Below are 18,335 nucleotides of genomic sequence, written 5' to 3'. Positions count from 1 at the left end.
AAGCAGTATAGCGGATATTAAACATTAAATATTGAATACTCTGTACTCAATACTGAATACTCACTACTCAATACTACGTCCATAAAATTAATCAACCATTCATTAATCGTTTCATATTGACATTTTCGTAGTTCCGCTTTACAAAATCTAATGCGGCAACCATGACGTCACCCATATTGGTACTTCTTTTAAATTCAACATCATTAGTCAAATCATAAATCTCTTTTTTTAGTCTTTTGATATGATCTTGCAAGGATATGGTATCATTTAACATACATGTTAGTAAATCTTCTAAACGATTTTCTGCACTCAACATTCGCTTTGCAATAATCGACCGTTCTTCAACCTTGTATTGATCAACCGATCGCTTTTGAAGTTTTGCTTGTACTAACTCCACCATTTTATTATTCTCTTTAAAAAATTGAGGACGGTATACCTTTAGTTTTCCTTCAAAACACTGTTGATCAAAGTCAATTGCTCGTATTCTATAAACAACATGGTCAAAGTCGTGTACTGGAACGATTACGTAGTTATATGATCGCATATCGCCTAATAAGCGAATCATACATCGTTCATTAAATTTCACAAACTCCTTCGCTATCTGCGATTTAGCACTTTCAGTAACGTTGGGTAATTCTTCTTTAATGAATACGTCGCCTGGAATTCCTGCTATATGCTCTTCTATCAGTGTATCCTTGTAGACAAGAAAGTTTAGATTATAAGGTGAAAGCATATGTTCAAGCTCCAAGCCATAAATTCGAGACGCATCTGCCTTTTTTACATAAAAATAGGTGTAGTTATCGTTTAAAATATTTCTGATTTTTACTCGAAATGGTTTACTGTTTCCAAAAGTGCAATAATCAATAGCATCTACATTTAGAAAAGGAATAGTCTCGTTTGTACCATCAGAATGCAGAATAGTGTAGACCTTTTTCAGACTAAGATCAATTTCTTCCCGTTCAAATTCAGAATAATAAACACGAACCCAAAGAGTATCTTCTTCGTTTTTATCGTATACAACAACTGAACCCTGAAAACGCAGTAGGTCTTCATAAAAAATGGGAATTTTTATGTTTCTATTATATTCATTTAAGTATGAATGCAGTTTTTCGTTTACCGGGTACGAAGGTTTTTTCTTCGACATTAATTTTTCATTATTCATCAAGCGGCTTTTAAGAAAAACCTCTAGACACTCTCTTAAAGTCCGTCTTGGAAACCAACTTTTGGTTTAAGGTAGAGCGTAGAGTATAAAAATCTCGATTATCAAGTAAAGTTAGCATCTTTTCTTGTAACAAAACTTTATTTTGGTCGTCATACGTACATAATCAATCAAACCAAACATGAGTTCAGAAACTATTTTGACCATAAACAACCTAACCAAAAAATATGGTTACGTAACCGCGGTCAAGGACCTTTCATTTACAATTGAAAAAGGGAATGTGTACGGCATTCTAGGACCCAACGGAAGCGGAAAAAGTACCACCTTAGGCATTGTGCTAAATGTTGTTAATAAAACATCAGGAGACTTTCATTGGTTTGATGGAACTGTCTCGACCCATCAAGCATTAAAAAGAGTAGGGGCTATTATTGAACGTCCCAACTTTTATCCGTATATGACGGCGGTTCAAAACCTAAAATTGGTTTGTAAGATCAAGGGAGTTCCGGAGCAAAAAATTCTAGAAAAATTAGATGTAGTTGGCTTACTTGAAAGAAAGGATAGTAAGTTTAGAACCTATAGTTTAGGTATGAAACAGCGTTTAGCAATTGCATCCGCTTTGCTAAATGATCCTGAAATTCTGATTCTAGATGAACCAACAAATGGACTTGATCCCGAAGGAATTCACTCTATTCGTGAAATCATAAAAAAGATCGCAAGTCAAGGCACCACAATTTTGTTAGCCTCACATCTCTTAGATGAGGTAGAGAAGGTGTGTAGTCATGTAGTTATATTGCGTAAGGGAGAAAAACTATATGGTGGTCGAGTGGATGAAATGGTTGCTAGCCATGGCTTTTTTGAATTAAAAAGTTCGGCTAACGGCGAGTTGGTAAAACTACTGGAATCGCATGACGCGTTTGGCAAAGTTACAACTGAAGGAGCGTTAATTACTGCGTTTTTAACTAAACCACTAAAATCTGATGAACTTAATAAATACCTTTTTGAAAAAAACATCGTGTTGTCACATTTAGTGCAACGAAAGGAAAGTTTAGAAGAGCAGTTCTTAACCATCACTCAAAATCAATCAAACTAAAACAGCAATCAAAAAATGGTACGTTTATTACAAATAGAATGGATTAAGCTCTGGAATAACAGAGCTAGTAAAATATTGATTATAGCCTATTTTGTATTGCTCACATTAATCTCTTTGGTGGCAGCAATTAAGTTTGATATTGGGCCAATAAAGTTTCATTTGGCAGAGTTAGGCATTTTCAATTTCCCATACATTTGGCACTTTAATACTTTTATCGCTGCTTTTTTTAAGTTATTCCTAGCCGTAGTAATTGTCTCAATGATGGCCAATGAATACAGCAATAAGACCATTAAGCAAAACCTAATTGATGGCTTTAGTAAATGGGAGTTTGTGTATTCAAAGTTTCTCACAGTACTTGCCTTTTCGGCGGTTTCAACTGCGTTTATTTTTGTTGTTTCAATGCTTTTAGGTTTGGGCTATTCAGATTATAATGAGATAGGAATAATTTTCTCGGATCTTGAATTTATACTAGCCTTTTTCATCAAACTAGTTGGCTTCTTTTCATTTTGTTTGTTCTTAGGTATTTTGGTAAAACGATCTGCATTCGCTTTAGGCTTTTTAATTCTATGGATCATCATCGAGCAGTTGATTTTTGGACTATTGGGTTGGAAAGTAGTATCCTGGGACACAGCTAAACAGATTAAGAATTTGTTTCCGCTCGAGTCTATGTCAAATTTAATCAACGAGCCTTTTAGTAGATTATCAGCTGTCCAAAATCTTGGACAACAAATAGGTGAAGACCTAAAATTTGATTATGCGGTACACTGGTACGAAATTCTAATCGTATTAGTTTGGAGTACCTTGTTCATCTACTGGTCCTATGCCTTATTAAAACGAAGAGATTTATAATATTTTGTCATTTTTTAAGTTATTCTAGAAGACCTTAACCCATTACGTTTTCTATTGTTAACCTAATTATGACTACCAATCGAATTACCAAATTTTTACTAGTAGTATTTTTATTTCTCTATGTAGAACAAAATCAGGCGTTTAGCGGTGTTTTTGTTCCGCCGGAATGTGTTAATCTAGTTTCACCATTAAATGGCGCCCAAAGTGTTGCGATCGATTCTAACATTAGTTGGGAAGAAGAACAAGATGCTACGGGGTACAGAATTACAGTAAGTACTGTAACACCGACAGCAGGAAATATTGCTAATAACCTAGATGTAGGCAATCAATTATTTTTCGATCCACCGGCTGATTTACCGGCAAATACGATCATTTTTGTTCAAATAGTGCCTTATAATTTGGACGGACCGGCAACACCTGCTTGTAAATTTCAATTTTTTAATACCGGTACAGGTAGTGTAACTGCGGGGGTGACAGACCTTGTTGAATGTGAAGGGCAAAATAATGCCGATGGAATCGCTGTATTTGACCTTACCGAAAAAGATGCTGAGATCACTCAGGGGGATCCGAATTTGGTTGTTTTTTATTACTTAACTGAGCAGGACGCTATTGATGCTACAAATTTGATAGTTGATCCGGAAAACGTAACAAACACTACAAACCCACAACAGATTTGGTTTAGAGCGCAAGATATTACGGACCCTTTAGTATTTACTACAGGGCCCTTTAACCTGGTTGTGGAGACTGGAGTAAATGCAAATAATGTTAGTGTTCTTACGCTACCTGATACCAATGCGAATGGTATTAACACCTTCGATCTAACTTCGGCCTATAATCAAATAACCAATACAACACCGGGTCTAACGTTACAGTTTTTTGAAAATATTGATGATGCCAGAAATAATTCGATAACCGATGAAATTACGAATCCCACGGCTTATGATAATATTGCCAACCCTCAAGAAATCTATGTTCGCGTTAGTAACGCAGCGGGTTGTGATGAGGTTGTAAGGCTTCGCTTACGTGTAGGTTGCGATTTTGACAGCGCTACCACTCCGGTATTAAATAGTATTCCGCCACTTGCGGTTTGTGATGATACTGATGGAGTTGATAGAAATGATGTGGGTGTTTTTGACCTTGAAAGAAAGCGAAATCAAATTCCTGTTGAAATAGGTCTTTCACCGGATGTGACGATAACATTTCACAGGACATTAACCGCTGCACAGAATAATCAGAATCCTATTACGGGTGACCTTACATCGCCTCCAGACTTTTTATACGTTCGTGTTGACGGAGGCGCCCAAGGTTGTAACGCCCAAATTACTGAGCTTACCTTGCTAGTAATTCCATTGCCAGTAATTGTAATGCCTTCAGAATTTATTTTGTGTTTGAATAACCTTCCAGAACCATTACGCATTAATGCGCCATTCGGTTTTGATGGGTACGAATGGAGACGGGTAGGGGATAATGCTGTAATTGAGACAGATTCTCAAATAGCAATTACTGAAGCAGGAATGTACAACCTTACCGTTTTTCAAAATAGTCCGTTTGGCCCTAGATGTGAGGATGATATGGATTTTGAAGTGATCGCCTCAAATATTGCAACGGTAACAAGTGTGGACGTTAATGATATTATGGACAAGAATACACTTGAAGTTTTTGTCGATGGTGAGGGTGATTACGAATATGTGCTTGATAATCCGGAAGGAACCTATCAAGATAGCAACTTTTTTGATGACGTACGACCAGGATTCAGAACCATTTATATTCGTGATAAAAATGGGTGCGGAATCACAGAATACGAAGTAGCAGTAATAGGTTATCCTAGATATTTCACTCCCAATGCCGATGGTTTTCATGATACTTGGCAAATTAAGGGTATAGATAATTCCATCCCGACAGATACCAAAATATATATCTTCGACCGTTATGGTAAGTTCATTAAACAAATAAGGACCGACAGTCCAGGTTGGGATGGTTTGGTTGATGGTAAACCATACCCCTCAACTGATTATTGGTTTACCGTAGAACTTGAGGACGGTAGAAGCTTCAAAGGTCACTTTGCATTAAAGCGTTAATTTAAATTACAAACTACTGACACAATTCCTTTTTTAGATTTACCATTTGCGACTTTCGTTTTCTTAATTTTGCAGTATGCAATTCAAACTTGAGTCAGAATTTGACCCTACTGGAGATCAGCCCGAAGCAATAAGCCAATTGGCAAACGGGATTACATCAGGAGAACGCTATCAAACACTATTGGGTGTAACCGGTTCAGGTAAAACATTTACGGTTGCTAATGTCGTGCAACAGGTGCAACGACCTACTTTGGTTTTAGCGCATAATAAAACTTTGGCCGCTCAATTATATTCTGAGTTTAAGCAGTTTTTTCCTAATAATGCGGTCGAATATTTTGTATCATATTACGATTACTACCAGCCTGAGGCTTATATTCCGGTCACAGGAACCTATATCGAAAAAGATCTTTCTATTAATGAAGATATTGAAAAGCTTCGCTTAAGCACTACCTCTTCGTTATTGTCAGGTAGGAGAGACGTTTTGGTAGTAGCATCAGTTTCTTGTTTGTATGGTATTGGAAACCCGATTGAGTTTCAGAAAAATGTGGTCAAGATTAAACGCGATCAGGTGATTTCTAGAACCAAGTTGCTGCATCAACTAGTTCAGAGTTTGTATTCTAGAACAGAAGCGGAATTTAAAAGAGGTAATTTTAGAATTAAAGGTGACACAGTAGATATCTTTCCGAGTTATGCTGACATCGCATTTAGAGTACACTTTTTTGGTGATGAAATTGAAGAAATTGAGGCTTTTGACCCAAATAACAATGCTGTTATAGAAAAGTATGATCGCTTGAATATCTATCCTGCAAATATGTTTGTTACCTCGCAGGATGTACTGCAAAATGCAATTTATCAAATTCAGGATGATCTGGTGAAGCAGATTGATTACTTTAAAGATATAGGTAAACATCTTGAGGCGAAGCGGCTTGAAGAGCGGACGAATTTCGATTTGGAGATGATTCGCGAACTCGGATATTGTTCTGGAATCGAAAATTACTCTCGTTATTTGGATGGCAGAGCTGCGGGTACCAGACCTTTCTGTTTGTTGGATTACTTTCCAGATGATTATTTGATGGTGGTTGATGAAAGCCATGTTACCATTTCACAAGTGCATGCCATGTATGGAGGCGATAGAAGTCGAAAAGAAAATCTAGTTGAATATGGCTTTAGACTTCCTGCAGCGATGGATAATCGTCCGTTAAAATTTGATGAGTTTGAAACATTACAAAATCAGGTAATTTACGTAAGTGCAACCCCGGCTGATTATGAAATGCAAAAGACGGAAGGTCTGTATGTTGAACAGGTCATTCGTCCTACTGGATTGCTAGATCCCGAAATTGAGGTACGCCCTAGCTTAAATCAGATTGATGATTTGATTGAGGAAATTCAACAACGGGTTGAAAAAGACGAACGAACATTGGTCACAACACTCACCAAGCGAATGGCGGAGGAATTGGCGAAATATTTAACACGAATTCAAATTCGATGCCGGTATATTCATAGTGATGTGGATACGTTGGAGCGTGTTGAAATTATGCAGGATTTGCGTAAAGGTATTTTTGATGTATTGATTGGGGTGAACTTACTTCGTGAAGGTTTGGATTTACCTGAGGTATCATTGGTGGCTATTTTAGATGCTGACAAAGAAGGATTTTTACGTAGCAACCGATCGTTAACACAAACGGTAGGTCGTGCGGCTCGAAATTTGAATGGTAAGGCTATTATGTATGCTGATACGATTACCGGAAGCATGAAAAAAACAATAGATGAAACCACCTATCGCCGTGAGAAGCAAATAGCATATAATGCCAAGCACAATATTGTGCCGAAAGCGCTGAAGAAAAGTATTGATAGTGCATTGGCTGGTAAAGGGTTTAGTCCCTATCGTTTTGATGAGGAGATGCCGCAGGTAGCCGCAGAACCTGAAAGCGAATACTTAACAAAACCACAATTAGAAAAGAAAATTCGCGAAAAGCGAAAAGCGATGGAAAAGGCTGCCAAGGATCTAGACTTCATGCAAGCAGCGAAATTAAGAGATGAGATCAAGGTCGCTCAAGATAAATTGAAGGAGTTAGCATAAAAAAAAGCGTCCCGCATAGGCGGGACGCTTTCAAACTAACTAACCAAACTTCCAGCATCCTAGCAAACACTGGAGTGTCTTTCTATACCTACTTAAGCAATTTCTATTGCTCGTTTGCTTGGTACAGTCGCTTCTTCTTTTTTGGGAAGCGTAATTTTTAAAATGCCATCTTCATAACCCGCATTAATGCTCTCTACATTCACCGTTTCAGGAATGGTAAATGAACGTTTGAATTCGCTATAGTTGAACTCAAATCTCGTATAACCATCATGTACGTTTTTGGTTTCTTCTTTAGTATTAGATGCAATCGTCAATACATCGTTGTCTAAGTCAATGTTAAAATCTTCCTTTTTTAGACCAGGTGCCGCAACTTCTAATATAAATGCGGTGTTATCTTCTTTAATGTTAACAGCCGGACTACTATTTTTAAAAGGCTTAAGGGTAACACCACCCATAAAATCATTTCCAAAAACGTCTTCTAAAAGAGAAGGAAACCAAATATCATTTTTTCTTTTAACTAAACTCATCGTATTTTATTTTTTTGGTGAATATCTATTTTCAAATTCACTGAGATATAGTCAAAAGCTATTCCATTAGTATTTTAGCGTCACTTTGTCATATTTTCTTATTAAACACATGTCAAAATGACATTTTTTAAAAAATACAAGAACCTGTTACCATCATTTTAGCAACAGATTCTTGGGCTCAAAGGTTTGAATATTTATTCTATACTTCTTTTAATAGTAACCGGTAGCTTAAATTCAGGCAGTTCATCTTTATTAACCTTAGTGGTAAGTTTTTTATAGTTTAAGCTCGCTTTAATATAGCTTACCACTTGTTGGTCTTTTGAATCAATAGATAATACTACAATTTCATTTTCATCATTAAGTGTAAACTTTACTAATGCTCTCACATCTTGCTTGACATTGAAGTCCGGAGTTTTTAAAAGCTTACTCATTTCGGCAGAGATTGCCGCATTGTTAATGGTTTTTGGTTCTGTTTTGGTTTCGCTTGCGAAAGCGCTTCCTATAGCAAAAACGGTTGCTAATAAGAAAACATTGATTTTTTTCATAATGTTCTATTTAATGATTGATGCTATAAAGACGCCTTAAAACAAATGATGTTACAAGAATATGTTGCATTTAACGTACGTTTAACTTTGATTAGTAATTTGTTAACGCAAGCACCTAAAATGAAAAAGCTCAACCGATAGGTCGAGCTTTCTTTTATATTGTAAGTATGTGTTCTATTCTCTATCCGATAACTGCTTGTACTTTATCAGCAGCTTCTTGAAACTGTACGGCCGATTGTACATCTAAGCCTGAATTATCTATTAATTCCTTGGCGATATCAGCATTAGTTCCTTGCAAGCGCACTATAATAGGAACTTTAATGGCATCTCCCATATTCTTATATGCATCTACTACACCTTGCGCTACACGATCACAACGTACAATACCACCAAAGATATTGATAAGAATGGCTTTTACATTCGGATCTTTCAGGATAATTCTGAATGCTTCTTCAACGCGTTTCGCATCAGCGGTACCACCAACATCTAAGAAATTTGCTGGCTCACCACCTGCTTGTTTTATCAAATCCATGGTTGCCATTGCAAGTCCAGCACCATTTACCATGCATCCAACATTACCATCAAGGTCAACATAATTTAATCCAACTTCTTTGGCTTCTACTTCGATCGGGTTTTCTTCACGTAAATCTCTCATATCAACATAATCCCTATGTCTGTACAAGGCATTATCATCTATTGTAACCTTTGCATCAACTGCCATGATCTTGTCATCAGTAGTTTTTAATACAGGATTTATTTCGAAAAGCGAAGCGTCAGAACTAACATATGCCTTATAAAGCGCTGATACGAATTTGGTCATATCTTTAAATGCCGCACCGCTAAGCCCTAAATTAAAAGCAACACGTCTTGCCTGAAATGGCATTAAGCCCACGGCAGGATCAATCTCCTCAGTAAAAATTAAATGAGGTGTTTTTTCAGCAACCTCTTCAATGTCCATCCCACCTTCTGTACTGTACATGATCATGTTTTTTCCTGATGCACGATTTAGTAGTACTGACATATAAAATTCTTTGGTCTCACCACCTTCAGTTGGGTAATACACATCTTCAGCAACAAGTACCTGATGTACTTTTTTCCCCTCGGCAGAAGTTTGTGGGGTAATCAAATTCATACCAATGATCTGTCCAGATAATTCTTCAACTTGCTCAAGGTTTTTTGCTAGTTTAACACCACCACCTTTACCTCGGCCGCCAGCGTGCACTTGTGCTTTAATTACATGCCATCCTGTTCCGGTTTCTGCGGTTAATTGTTTGGCAGCAGCAACTGCTTCTTTTTTATTCTGAGCTACGATACCGCGTTGTATGCGAACACCGAAACTGCTTAATATTTCTTTTCCTTGATATTCGTGTAAATTCATCTTGGTTGAATACTATTATTCGTATAATGCTTGCAAAAATAGGAAACCATTTATAGATTTTCTATTAATTACGGCTCAACTTTATGATAAAGCTTTTAGAGGTTGAAATCCTTAAAATCAAGTGGATCATAATTTCTAAAATGTCCGTTCATTTGAATGATTGACTTGGTACGATTGACTTCATCAAGTACCGGTATAATTTGGTTAATATGATTGATCATAAATTCAAGGCGCTCGTATTCACTAGTGACACCAAGTAAGTCATGCTCTTGTTTAATACTCATGCCAATCTTATGTGCATATTGATAGCTGTTGATGACTGCAGTTTGACCTTCAGGAATTTCAGTGTTGATCAAACGGTATAATTCACAAATACGTTGAAATAGAAGTTCACGTTGTTCAGTGGTACCATCGTCAGCGTTATCAAGCCAATCGACCATACCACCTGCATATAATTTAGTACCCAGAGGGTTGTAAAACTCTTTTACTTTAAACACCCTGCCGGCTTTACAAATGATGTCTGAAGAACCATTTTCGTACCTATTAATAACAGAATCTAGCGTGATTTCTGTACCGTACTTTATTTCATCATCTACTACAGCCGGAATTCCAAAAGTAATATTTTCTTCTTCACAATCTTGTATCAACTGCTGATAACGGTCCTCAAAGATATGTAGCGGGATACGTTCTTCCGGGTAGGCTACTAATTGCAAAGGAAATAGAGGTATAACTTCGGCCATTTCTTTTTATTTTTAAAAGTACAATTTTATCATTGATATTTGATTGTTATAAATATAACATTTTGTTGTAAATTTATATAAAACGAACTTGAAATTTGTGTTGCAATGACATGATTTCTAGTTTTATTAAAAATTTAGAAATGAATAGAAGTGATCTTTTAAACGTGGCGGAAGAATTCGGGAGTCCGTTATATGTGTATGATTCTGAAACAATAGTAAATCAATACAATCGACTAAGCAGTGCATTTAGTGGGGTGGCTGACCTTAGATTAAATTATGCTTGCAAGGCACTAAGCAATATTTCAATATTAAAATTAATGAATAAGCTAGGTGCCGGGTTAGATACTGTTTCTATTCAAGAAGTAAAACTAGGTTTAGCTGCAGGTTTTTCAGCCGAGCGAATCATATTCACACCAAATGGTGTTTCTTTACAAGAAATAGAAGAAGTAACTTCTTTAGGTGCACAGATTAATATTGACAATCTTTCAATATTAGAACAGTTTGGTACAAGGCACCCTGATGTACCGGTATGTATTCGTATTAATCCGCACGTTATGGCTGGTGGTAATACCAATATTTCGGTAGGGCATATCGATTCGAAATTCGGAATCAGTATTCATCAAATTCCACATTTACTGCGCATTGTCGAGAATACTGGAATGAATATCAATGGTATTCATATGCACACAGGTAGTGATATTCTTGATATTGATGTGTTTTTATATGCTTCGGAAATACTCTTTGAAACGGCTAAGAATTTTAAAGACTTAGAATTTATTGATTTTGGTAGCGGATTTAAAGTGCCCTATAAACCTGGCGATATTGAAACTAATATCGAAGAGTTGGGTGATAAGCTATCTACTCGATTTAACGAATTTTGCGTTGAATATGGCAAAGAATTAACCTTAGCTTTTGAACCAGGAAAATTCTTGGTAAGTGAAGCCGGCGTTTTTTTGGCGAAAGTAAATGTAGTGAAGCAAACTACCTCGACTGTTTTTGCCCAGGTTGATTCAGGATTTAATCATCTTATTAGACCTATGTTATATGGTTCGCAACACCAGATAGAAAACATATCGAACCCTAAGGGAAGAGAGCGCTTTTATTCAGTTGTAGGATATATCTGTGAGACCGATACATTTGCCAACAATCGTCGCATTAACGAAATATCTGAGGGCGATATTTTATGCTTTAAAAATGCAGGAGCTTACTGTATGACTATGGCATCGAATTATAATTCACGGTATCGTCCAGCTGAAGTATTATGGCATAACAACAAAGCACATTTAATTCGCAAACGAGAGACTTTTAATGATTTACTCCATAACCAAGTAGATGTTGAGATTTCGCTTTCCGAAAAAAAGGAAATGTTGGTAAAGTAGTATTTAATACATATTGATTGTTCAAAGCACTTGGTTTAAAAGACTAGGTGCTTTTTTTTATCTTTAGAAAAACAACTAATTCATGAACCGGCTCACTTTCGTATTGATTTTTCTATTTTTTATTTCCTGTAGCCAAGATCAAACACCACTTCAAAAAGTACTAAATAGCGACAAGCCCCTCATTAAAAAGGTAATGAAAAATGCAGCTAAGCATGAAGTACAAATTATGTATTCCCAAATAGATCGCGATAGTATGGGGAAGCCGTATTTTATAGACCATAGTTTTAAAGTGAATGATAACCAGTACTTCTATCCTGCGAGCACTGTTAAGATGCCTGTAGCTTTTTTAGCTTTAGAGAAGTTAAAGGAAATGCAACAAAATAATATCAACGTTGATAGAAATACTCCTTATTCTTTTGAGGGTGATACTATAAAGCATACGATCTCCAAAGACATTATCGAAATCTTTGCGGTAAGTGACAATAGTGCATACAATCGATTATATGAATTTTTAGGAAGAGATTATATCAATTATAAGATGAATGAAAAGGGGCTTGTTCCCTCTCAATTTTCGCATCGGTTATCAGTTGCTAATGCAGCAGAAGCTGAAACAAAACCGATACTATTTTTTATGGGTGACAGTTTGGTACATCGACAAGAAAGCATCAAAAACGCTGAAATAATAGCATTAAATGTGGAAAACACATTGAAAGGTAAAGGGTACAAAGAAGATGGAAAAATGGTTACGAACCCTATGGATTTTTCGAAGAAAAATCAATATTCAATTACTGCAATGCACAACACAATGAAACAATTGGTTGTTCCAGGTCGTTTTCAAGAAAAACAACGTTTTGATATTAGTAAAATTGACAGGGAGTTTTTAATAGTCGCTATGTCAACGCTACCAAAAGATGTAAAGTTTAAAAATTATGATCCCAAAACCTATTATGATAGCTATGTAAAGTTTTTCATGTTTGGTGACAAAAAAGATCCTATTCCCAATAATATCTCAATTTATAATAAGGTAGGCTATGCTTATGGATATCTAACGGACTGTGCTTATATAACAGATTATGAAAATAAGATTGCATTTATTTTAACAGCAACTGTTCATGTGAATGAAAATGGGATTTTTAATGATGATACCTACGAATATGACGAAGTGGGAATTCCCTTCTTGGCTGAATTAGGTCGACAGGTTTATGATTATGAACTAAATAGAAAAAAAAATGAAAACACTGAGCTTTGATTCCTTTACTAAAAAGATCTATATAAAAACATCTATTGAAAAGTTATATTGGTGTTGGGGCACTGCGGATGGGATAGCTTCTTGGTTTCTTCGTAATGCCGAATATATTTCTCCAGAAGGTGCAAAAAGAGTGCCCGGCGAAGGTATTCAAGCTGGAGATACATACACTTGGATGTGGCATAATTGGGATATTGCGGAAAAAGGAAAAGTACTTGCTGCAAATGGAAAAGATACTATTGCATTGAGTTTTGCTGGTGATTGTAGAGTAGAGGTCATGATGCATCAAAAAGGGCATGCAATTCTGTTAGAACTTGTTCAGTCAAACATACCCACAGATGATAAAAATAAACTCGATATTCATTATGGCTGTAGTAACGGTTGGACCTTTTGGCTTGCGAATTTAAAAGCATTTTTAGAATACGGAGTATTACTAAATGAAACTGAATTTGATCTTCGAAACGAGCCTTTAGCTGGTTATGAATTCGTGAATATGTAAAGTTGTTGTTATATTTAATTTGGTGTTACGAATATTAGTAAGCCTAATCTTTATTATATAACAATCCTATATGAGTACCGACTATACTAAGACTTCTTTTAAAAAATTACTCGAAAAACTACAAGAAGAAAGCTGGCAACTAGAACTTATTATTTCCGGTTTTGCCATTTTTGGACTATTTACAGCTTTAGATCCAATAAGTATCGCTCGAACTGAGGCACTAAATGTTGAGAATCCAGCAGGATATATCACATTAACCATAGTGCTTATTTCCTGTTATATCTTGTTGTTCAATTTATTATTACACGTTATTTTAAGAGGTTTATGGATAGGAGCGCTGGGGTTGCGATATGTATCTGGGGATATAGATTATGATGCATTGAATTATTCACCTAAATTCACCAAGTACCTTCAGAAAAAAATTGGATCTTTTGATCGGTACATAGGGACACTCGAAAATTATTGCAGCGTTATTTTCGCAATTTCCTTCCTTCTTATTTTCTATATTTTTTCGGTTACTCTTATAATCCTTTCTATCTTTTTGGTAGCCAACTACATTATTGGTAACGATGACTTACCTCAATATGTATCGATGGTTTTAGGTATTCCATTAATGCTTTTTATAGTCTTTGGCATGTTTCTCACTTTTTTCGATTTTATTACTCAAGGGTGGCTGAAGAAAAAACAGTGGATATCTAAAATATACTTTCCTATTTATTGGGTATTTAGTTTTATCACGCTATCATTTTTATATCGCGCACTTGTCTATAATTTTTTAGATCACAAATTTGGTAAACGCTTGAGTTTGATTTTGGTGCCGCTATATATCTTAATTTTCCTAGGCAGTTCTTTATATTTCAAAAACTCGAATTATTTTAGAATCACTGATCGCTCTAATTCTATATACGCCAATAACCGAAATTATGAAGATCTTATTGCAGACAAGAAAGATGTTTTTATTAATCGGGCAGCTATTCCCTCTAAAATAGTTTCGGCTCCTTATTTACAGGTTTTTGTAGTATATGATGACGCAATTGAAGATGCTGTTTTTGATTTTAATCAAGGTATTGAACCCGAAGAGGATAAGCGGGGTTTAAGCTTTGACATGCAATCCGGAAATAATAACAATTTTTCATCTTACAAACGTGATAGTATTCAATTGGAATACTTGCGAACTTTTAATGAGATTGTAAGCGTTAAAATTGATACGCTAGCATATCAAAGTGATTTTATTCTGGCGCAAAGCAGGAAAGATGAATTGGGGTTTGAGACTTTTCTGAACTTAAAAGGACTAAAAGAAGGAAAGCACTATGTAGATATCAATCGCAAGCGTATTTGGCGTCGTGATACCGTAAATAGACGTATAGCCAGAATTCCTTTTTGGTATTATAAGGAAAACTAATTGGATTTAAGAACAGGTTATCAATCAACTATTATCTAATAAGAGGAATTTGAAAAACTTAATTTGCTGTTTTATTGGGATTCTATTTGCTTCATCAATGAATGCGCAAAGCGTTAGTTTATTGAAAAAGTATGAAAATGATTCGGTTTACCTAAGCTTAAAGAGTAACTATCCTTGCAATGTAACCTATGTATATTCATTAAAAGATGCTTATAAAGGAAAGCTAAGATTGGCAGGAGAAATCGTTGTTCCAGCAAACGACACTTTGTTTGATGCAGCGGTTGTTCCGTTGAGTCTAGTTAAGGACACTGCAAGCATGCGTTTGGCTGACTACGCTAATGGAAAGGGTTATTTAGGAAATCTTGGCGATGAGCACGATGATTCTTATCGATATCATTTTCCATTTCCTACTGGAAAACGCTATAAAATAATTCAAAGTTTTAATGGGAGTTTTTCTCATTATGAAAAGCACTCTAAGTATGCGATTGATTTTAATTTGAAAGTAGGCGACACCGTTACCGCTGCCCGAGGTGGGGTCGTTGTGCGGGTCAAAGAGGATTCAAAAGAATATGGCGGACGTGAATACGTAGATAAAGGAAATAGAATTGTAATTATGCACAATGATGGTACTATGGGAGACTACGTTCATTTAGATTACAATGGTGCATTAGTGAAGGTAGGTGATACTATTAAAGTAGATCAACCGATCGGGATATCAGGGCTCACAGGTTTTACTACAGGTCCCCATTTGCATTTTGTGGTTATGAAACCAGGCAGTATATCCGTGCCTATTTATTTTAAAGGGTTGGGTAAAAAGAAACTTAGAAAAGGCAAATATTACAGAAGAGCAAGACCTACTAAAGATCACAATAAAAAGTAAGTCCGTTCATGTCAGGGTCGTAAAAAGCAAACTCTTTGGTGCCCCATGGTTTTTCTGATAACGAAGTGTGATTGTGAAAAACCCCTTTTAGTTTATATTCCTCATACAATGCTTCAATATTTTGAACGACAAATCGTAGCATCGGTCGGTCAATTCCAGCTTCCCATTCGCTTGCATCATGCCATTGTAGGTGAATTTCAATACCGTCTTTAGTAATACCCGCGTAAGTTGGACTCTTTTCTTCATCGGCAAAAGCCACATTAAATCCTAATTTATCTGTGTAATACAATAATGATTCGAAAACATTCTTCACGGGGAGTACAGGGTGAATCTCTTTGATATAACCTTTCATATTTATAAAGTTAATATATTTATCACTATGGATAAGGAAGCGATAGTTTTAAGGATAACACAAAACCACAATGATTTCCTAGATTATATGAATACCTTAAGTGATAGTGACTTTAATTATTCAGCTAATAAAGAAAAATGGACCGCAGGTCAAGAAATGTTACATATTGACAAGAGTATTGCGCCTTTGATTAAAGCATTTAAGATGCCAAAACTAGCTTTGAGAGCTTCTTTTGGCTTGGCAAATAGGCCTTCAAAGTCCTATGATGAACTAATAGAGAAGTATAAGAACAAATTAAATAATACTCAGGTTGCACTAGGCAGATTTGCTCCAAAAAAAGAAGGTGTCCCGGAAAAGGAAGATTTGATTGAAAAGCTATCTCAAAGAGTTGAAAAACTAACCAATCTAATTGCTAAGTTCAAAGAAAAAGAGCTAGATAAGTATATTTTGCCGCATCCTTTGTTAGGTAAACTAACTCTTAGAGAGATGCTCTATTTTACTGCATATCATGTTAATCATCATCTGAATAATTCAAAGAATAATTTGAATAAATAACAGCTAATGGTTGGAAATAGAATAAAGAACATCGCTAAAAAACTGCTATCTGATAATTGGTATATCCTGCATAAAGTTGATTTTGATTATCAACTTAATAATGGTGAATGGCAACGGCAACAGCGAGAAGTTTATGATCGAGGAAATGGTGCTTCCATATTACTTTATAATCAGAAGAAGGGTACGGTTATTTTAACTAAACAGGTTAGAATACCCACTTATTTAAATGGAAATGATGGCGGAATGATGATCGAAGTGGCTGCAGGGGTTATTGATGAAGAAAACATTGAAACTTGTATTAAACGAGAAGTTTTAGAAGAAACAGGTTATAAGCTAGACCAGGTAACCAAAGTCATGGAAGCCTATATGTCCCCCGGAGCATGTACAGAATTAATGCATCTATTTGTGGCGCATTATGATTCAAATATGAAAGTGAGTGAAGGTGGCGGACTCGCTTCGGAAACTGAAGAAATCGAGGTGCTAGAAATGCCCTTTTCTAAAGCAGTTGGAATGGTACAAAACGGTGAGATTAGAGATGCAAAGACAATGATGCTATTGCAATATGCGCAGCTTCATAATTTAGTTAAGAGTTAAGAGTTAAGAGTTAAGAGTTCGAAATGTGCTAATTTCCTTCGTGGCTTCTTCAAATTCTGCCACCATTTCCTTGACAATCTGTGCGGCAGGTTTGATTTCATGAATAAGTCCAGCTATTTGTCCTATTTCCAACTCTCCTTCCTCAAGGTCGCCTTCAAACATACCTTTTTTAGCGCGTGCTCGACCCAATAGTTCTTTTAACTCTTCTACGGTTGGTGCCGTTTTATAAAGTTCTTGTACGTCATTGAAAAACTTATTCTTGATCAGTCTAACAGGAGCTAGTTCTTTAAGAGTAAGTTGTGTATCGCCTTCTTTAGCTTTAACCACTGCATTTTTAAAATTGATATGGGACGAGGCTTCATGGCTGGCCACAAAACGACTTCCTACTTGAACGCCATCAGCTCCTAAAACCATAGCGGCTAGCATAGCGCGACCCGTTGCAATTCCTCCGGCTGCTATTAATGGAATTTTAATCTGCTCTTTTACCATTGGTATGAGTGTGAGAGTAGTGGTTTCATCACGCCCGTTATGGCCTCCAGCTTCAAAACCTTCAGCAACTACCGCATCAACTCCAGCCGCCTCAGCCTTTAGGGCAAATTTTACGCTGCTTACAACATGCACAACTGTAATTTCTTTTTCTCTAAAAAAAGGCGTCCAGGTTTTTGGGTTTCCAGCTGAAGTAAAAACAATTTTTACACCTTCTTCTGCGATAATATGCATGATCTGTTCTAAGTCAGGATATAGCATTGGTACGTTAACCGCAAAAGGTTTGTTAGTTGCTTTTTTACATTTTTGAATATGTTCAAGAAGTATCTCAGGGTACATAGACCCGGCTCCAATAATACCTAAACCACCCGCATTGCTTACCGCCGAAGCCAACTTCCATCCACTTGCCCAGATCATGCCAGCCTGTATTATTGGGTATTTTATATCGAAAAGTTGCGTGATGCGGTTTTTCATTTTTTTAAGTGTGCCTTAAATC

Annotated in this window: 18 protein-coding genes; 11 read left to right on the top strand and 7 right to left on the bottom strand. The window is 36.2% G+C overall.

Translation table 11 applies throughout. The features are described from left to right. Positions 1-91: 91 nt before the first annotated feature. Entirely contained in the window at positions 92-1,162 is a 1,071-nt protein-coding gene (locus ABN763_RS08475) for a hypothetical protein (protein ID WP_410485024.1), read from the bottom strand. Between the two features lie 178 nt (positions 1,163-1,340). On the opposite strand from ABN763_RS08475, the gene ABN763_RS08470 reads away from it, so the two are divergent. The 4 genes from ABN763_RS08470 (at position 1,341) to uvrB (ending at position 7,256) form a co-directional block, all read left to right on the top strand. Continuing rightward, positions 1,341-2,249, top strand: coding sequence for an ABC transporter ATP-binding protein (locus ABN763_RS08470; RefSeq protein WP_410485023.1), 909 nt, complete (start codon positions 1,341-1,343; stop codon positions 2,247-2,249). A 15-nt stretch (positions 2,250-2,264) separates the two neighbouring features. Beyond that, positions 2,265-3,098: an ABC transporter permease gene (locus ABN763_RS08465; protein WP_410485022.1), complete on the top strand. Its 834-nt coding sequence runs from the start codon at positions 2,265-2,267 to the stop codon at positions 3,096-3,098. Between the two features lie 68 nt (positions 3,099-3,166). Next, entirely contained in the window at positions 3,167-5,176 is a 2,010-nt protein-coding gene (locus tag ABN763_RS08460) for a T9SS type B sorting domain-containing protein (protein WP_410485021.1), read from the top strand. A gap of 76 nt (positions 5,177-5,252) precedes the next feature. Next, positions 5,253-7,256, top strand: coding sequence for an excinuclease ABC subunit UvrB (gene uvrB, locus ABN763_RS08455; protein WP_410485020.1), 2,004 nt, complete (start codon positions 5,253-5,255; stop codon positions 7,254-7,256). A gap of 92 nt (positions 7,257-7,348) precedes the next feature. On the opposite strand, the gene ABN763_RS08450 is transcribed toward uvrB, so the two are convergent. The 4 genes from ABN763_RS08450 to ABN763_RS08435 form a co-directional block, all read right to left on the bottom strand. Continuing rightward, the gene (locus ABN763_RS08450) at positions 7,349-7,783 is read right to left on the bottom strand and encodes an Hsp20/alpha crystallin family protein (protein ID WP_410485019.1); all 435 of its coding nucleotides are present in this window, start codon (positions 7,781-7,783) and stop codon (positions 7,349-7,351) included. A 194-nt stretch (positions 7,784-7,977) separates the two neighbouring features. Beyond that, on the bottom strand, positions 7,978-8,328 hold the full coding sequence (locus ABN763_RS08445; protein ID WP_410485018.1) for a hypothetical protein: 351 nt from the start codon (positions 8,326-8,328) through the stop codon (positions 7,978-7,980). 181 nt (positions 8,329-8,509) lie between these two features. Beyond that, the gene (gene sucC, locus ABN763_RS08440) at positions 8,510-9,706 is read right to left on the bottom strand and encodes an ADP-forming succinate--CoA ligase subunit beta (RefSeq protein WP_410485017.1); all 1,197 of its coding nucleotides are present in this window, start codon (positions 9,704-9,706) and stop codon (positions 8,510-8,512) included. A 95-nt stretch (positions 9,707-9,801) separates the two neighbouring features. Continuing rightward, positions 9,802-10,446 (bottom strand): LON peptidase substrate-binding domain-containing protein, encoded by a 645-nt coding sequence (locus ABN763_RS08435; RefSeq protein WP_410485016.1) that lies wholly within the window; start codon positions 10,444-10,446, stop codon positions 9,802-9,804. 140 nt (positions 10,447-10,586) lie between these two features. Between ABN763_RS08435 and lysA the strand changes: the two genes are divergently transcribed. The 5 genes from lysA (at position 10,587) to ABN763_RS08410 (ending at position 15,852) form a co-directional block, all read left to right on the top strand. After that, positions 10,587-11,825 (top strand): diaminopimelate decarboxylase, encoded by a 1,239-nt coding sequence (gene lysA, locus ABN763_RS08430; protein ID WP_410485015.1) that lies wholly within the window; start codon positions 10,587-10,589, stop codon positions 11,823-11,825. Between the two features lie 82 nt (positions 11,826-11,907). Continuing rightward, complete coding sequence (locus tag ABN763_RS08425; RefSeq protein WP_410485014.1) at positions 11,908-13,074, top strand: serine hydrolase; 1,167 nt, start codon at positions 11,908-11,910, stop codon at positions 13,072-13,074. After that, a complete protein-coding gene (locus ABN763_RS08420) occupies positions 13,055-13,570 on the top strand; it encodes an SRPBCC family protein (protein ID WP_410485013.1) in 516 nt (171 codons plus the stop codon). Before ABN763_RS08425 ends, ABN763_RS08420 begins: the two co-directional genes overlap by 20 nt. A gap of 70 nt (positions 13,571-13,640) precedes the next feature. Further along, entirely contained in the window at positions 13,641-14,972 is a 1,332-nt protein-coding gene (locus ABN763_RS08415) for a hypothetical protein (RefSeq protein WP_410485012.1), read from the top strand. A gap of 49 nt (positions 14,973-15,021) precedes the next feature. After that, positions 15,022-15,852, top strand: a complete 831-nt coding sequence (locus ABN763_RS08410; protein WP_410485011.1) for a M23 family metallopeptidase — start codon at positions 15,022-15,024, stop codon at positions 15,850-15,852. Here the strand turns inward: ABN763_RS08410 and ABN763_RS08405 are convergent. After that, complete coding sequence (locus ABN763_RS08405; protein WP_410485010.1) at positions 15,830-16,204, bottom strand: VOC family protein; 375 nt, start codon at positions 16,202-16,204, stop codon at positions 15,830-15,832. The genes ABN763_RS08410 and ABN763_RS08405 overlap by 23 nt on opposite strands. 27 nt (positions 16,205-16,231) lie before the next feature. On the opposite strand from ABN763_RS08405, the gene ABN763_RS08400 reads away from it, so the two are divergent. Together ABN763_RS08400 and ABN763_RS08395 are read left to right on the top strand one after the other, a co-directional pair. Further along, entirely contained in the window at positions 16,232-16,759 is a 528-nt protein-coding gene (locus ABN763_RS08400) for a DinB family protein (RefSeq protein ID WP_410485009.1), read from the top strand. A 6-nt stretch (positions 16,760-16,765) separates the two neighbouring features. After that, positions 16,766-17,353: an NUDIX domain-containing protein gene (locus ABN763_RS08395; RefSeq protein WP_410485008.1), complete on the top strand. Its 588-nt coding sequence runs from the start codon at positions 16,766-16,768 to the stop codon at positions 17,351-17,353. Positions 17,354-17,356: 3 nt separating this feature from the next. Here the strand turns inward: ABN763_RS08395 and ABN763_RS08390 are convergent, their stop codons facing one another. Further along, positions 17,357-18,313 carry an NAD(P)H-dependent flavin oxidoreductase gene (locus ABN763_RS08390; protein ID WP_410485007.1) on the bottom strand — a complete coding sequence of 319 codons (957 nt, stop codon included), beginning with the start codon at positions 18,311-18,313 and terminating at the stop codon, positions 17,357-17,359. Positions 18,314-18,335 lie beyond the last annotated feature (22 nt).

This window comes from Spongiivirga sp. MCCC 1A20706 (genome assembly GCF_046524175.1).
Lineage (GTDB): Bacteria > Bacteroidota > Bacteroidia > Flavobacteriales > Flavobacteriaceae > Spongiivirga.
The sequence above is the reverse complement of the archived record's forward strand: the minus strand, read 5'-3'. Positions and strand labels throughout refer to the sequence as shown.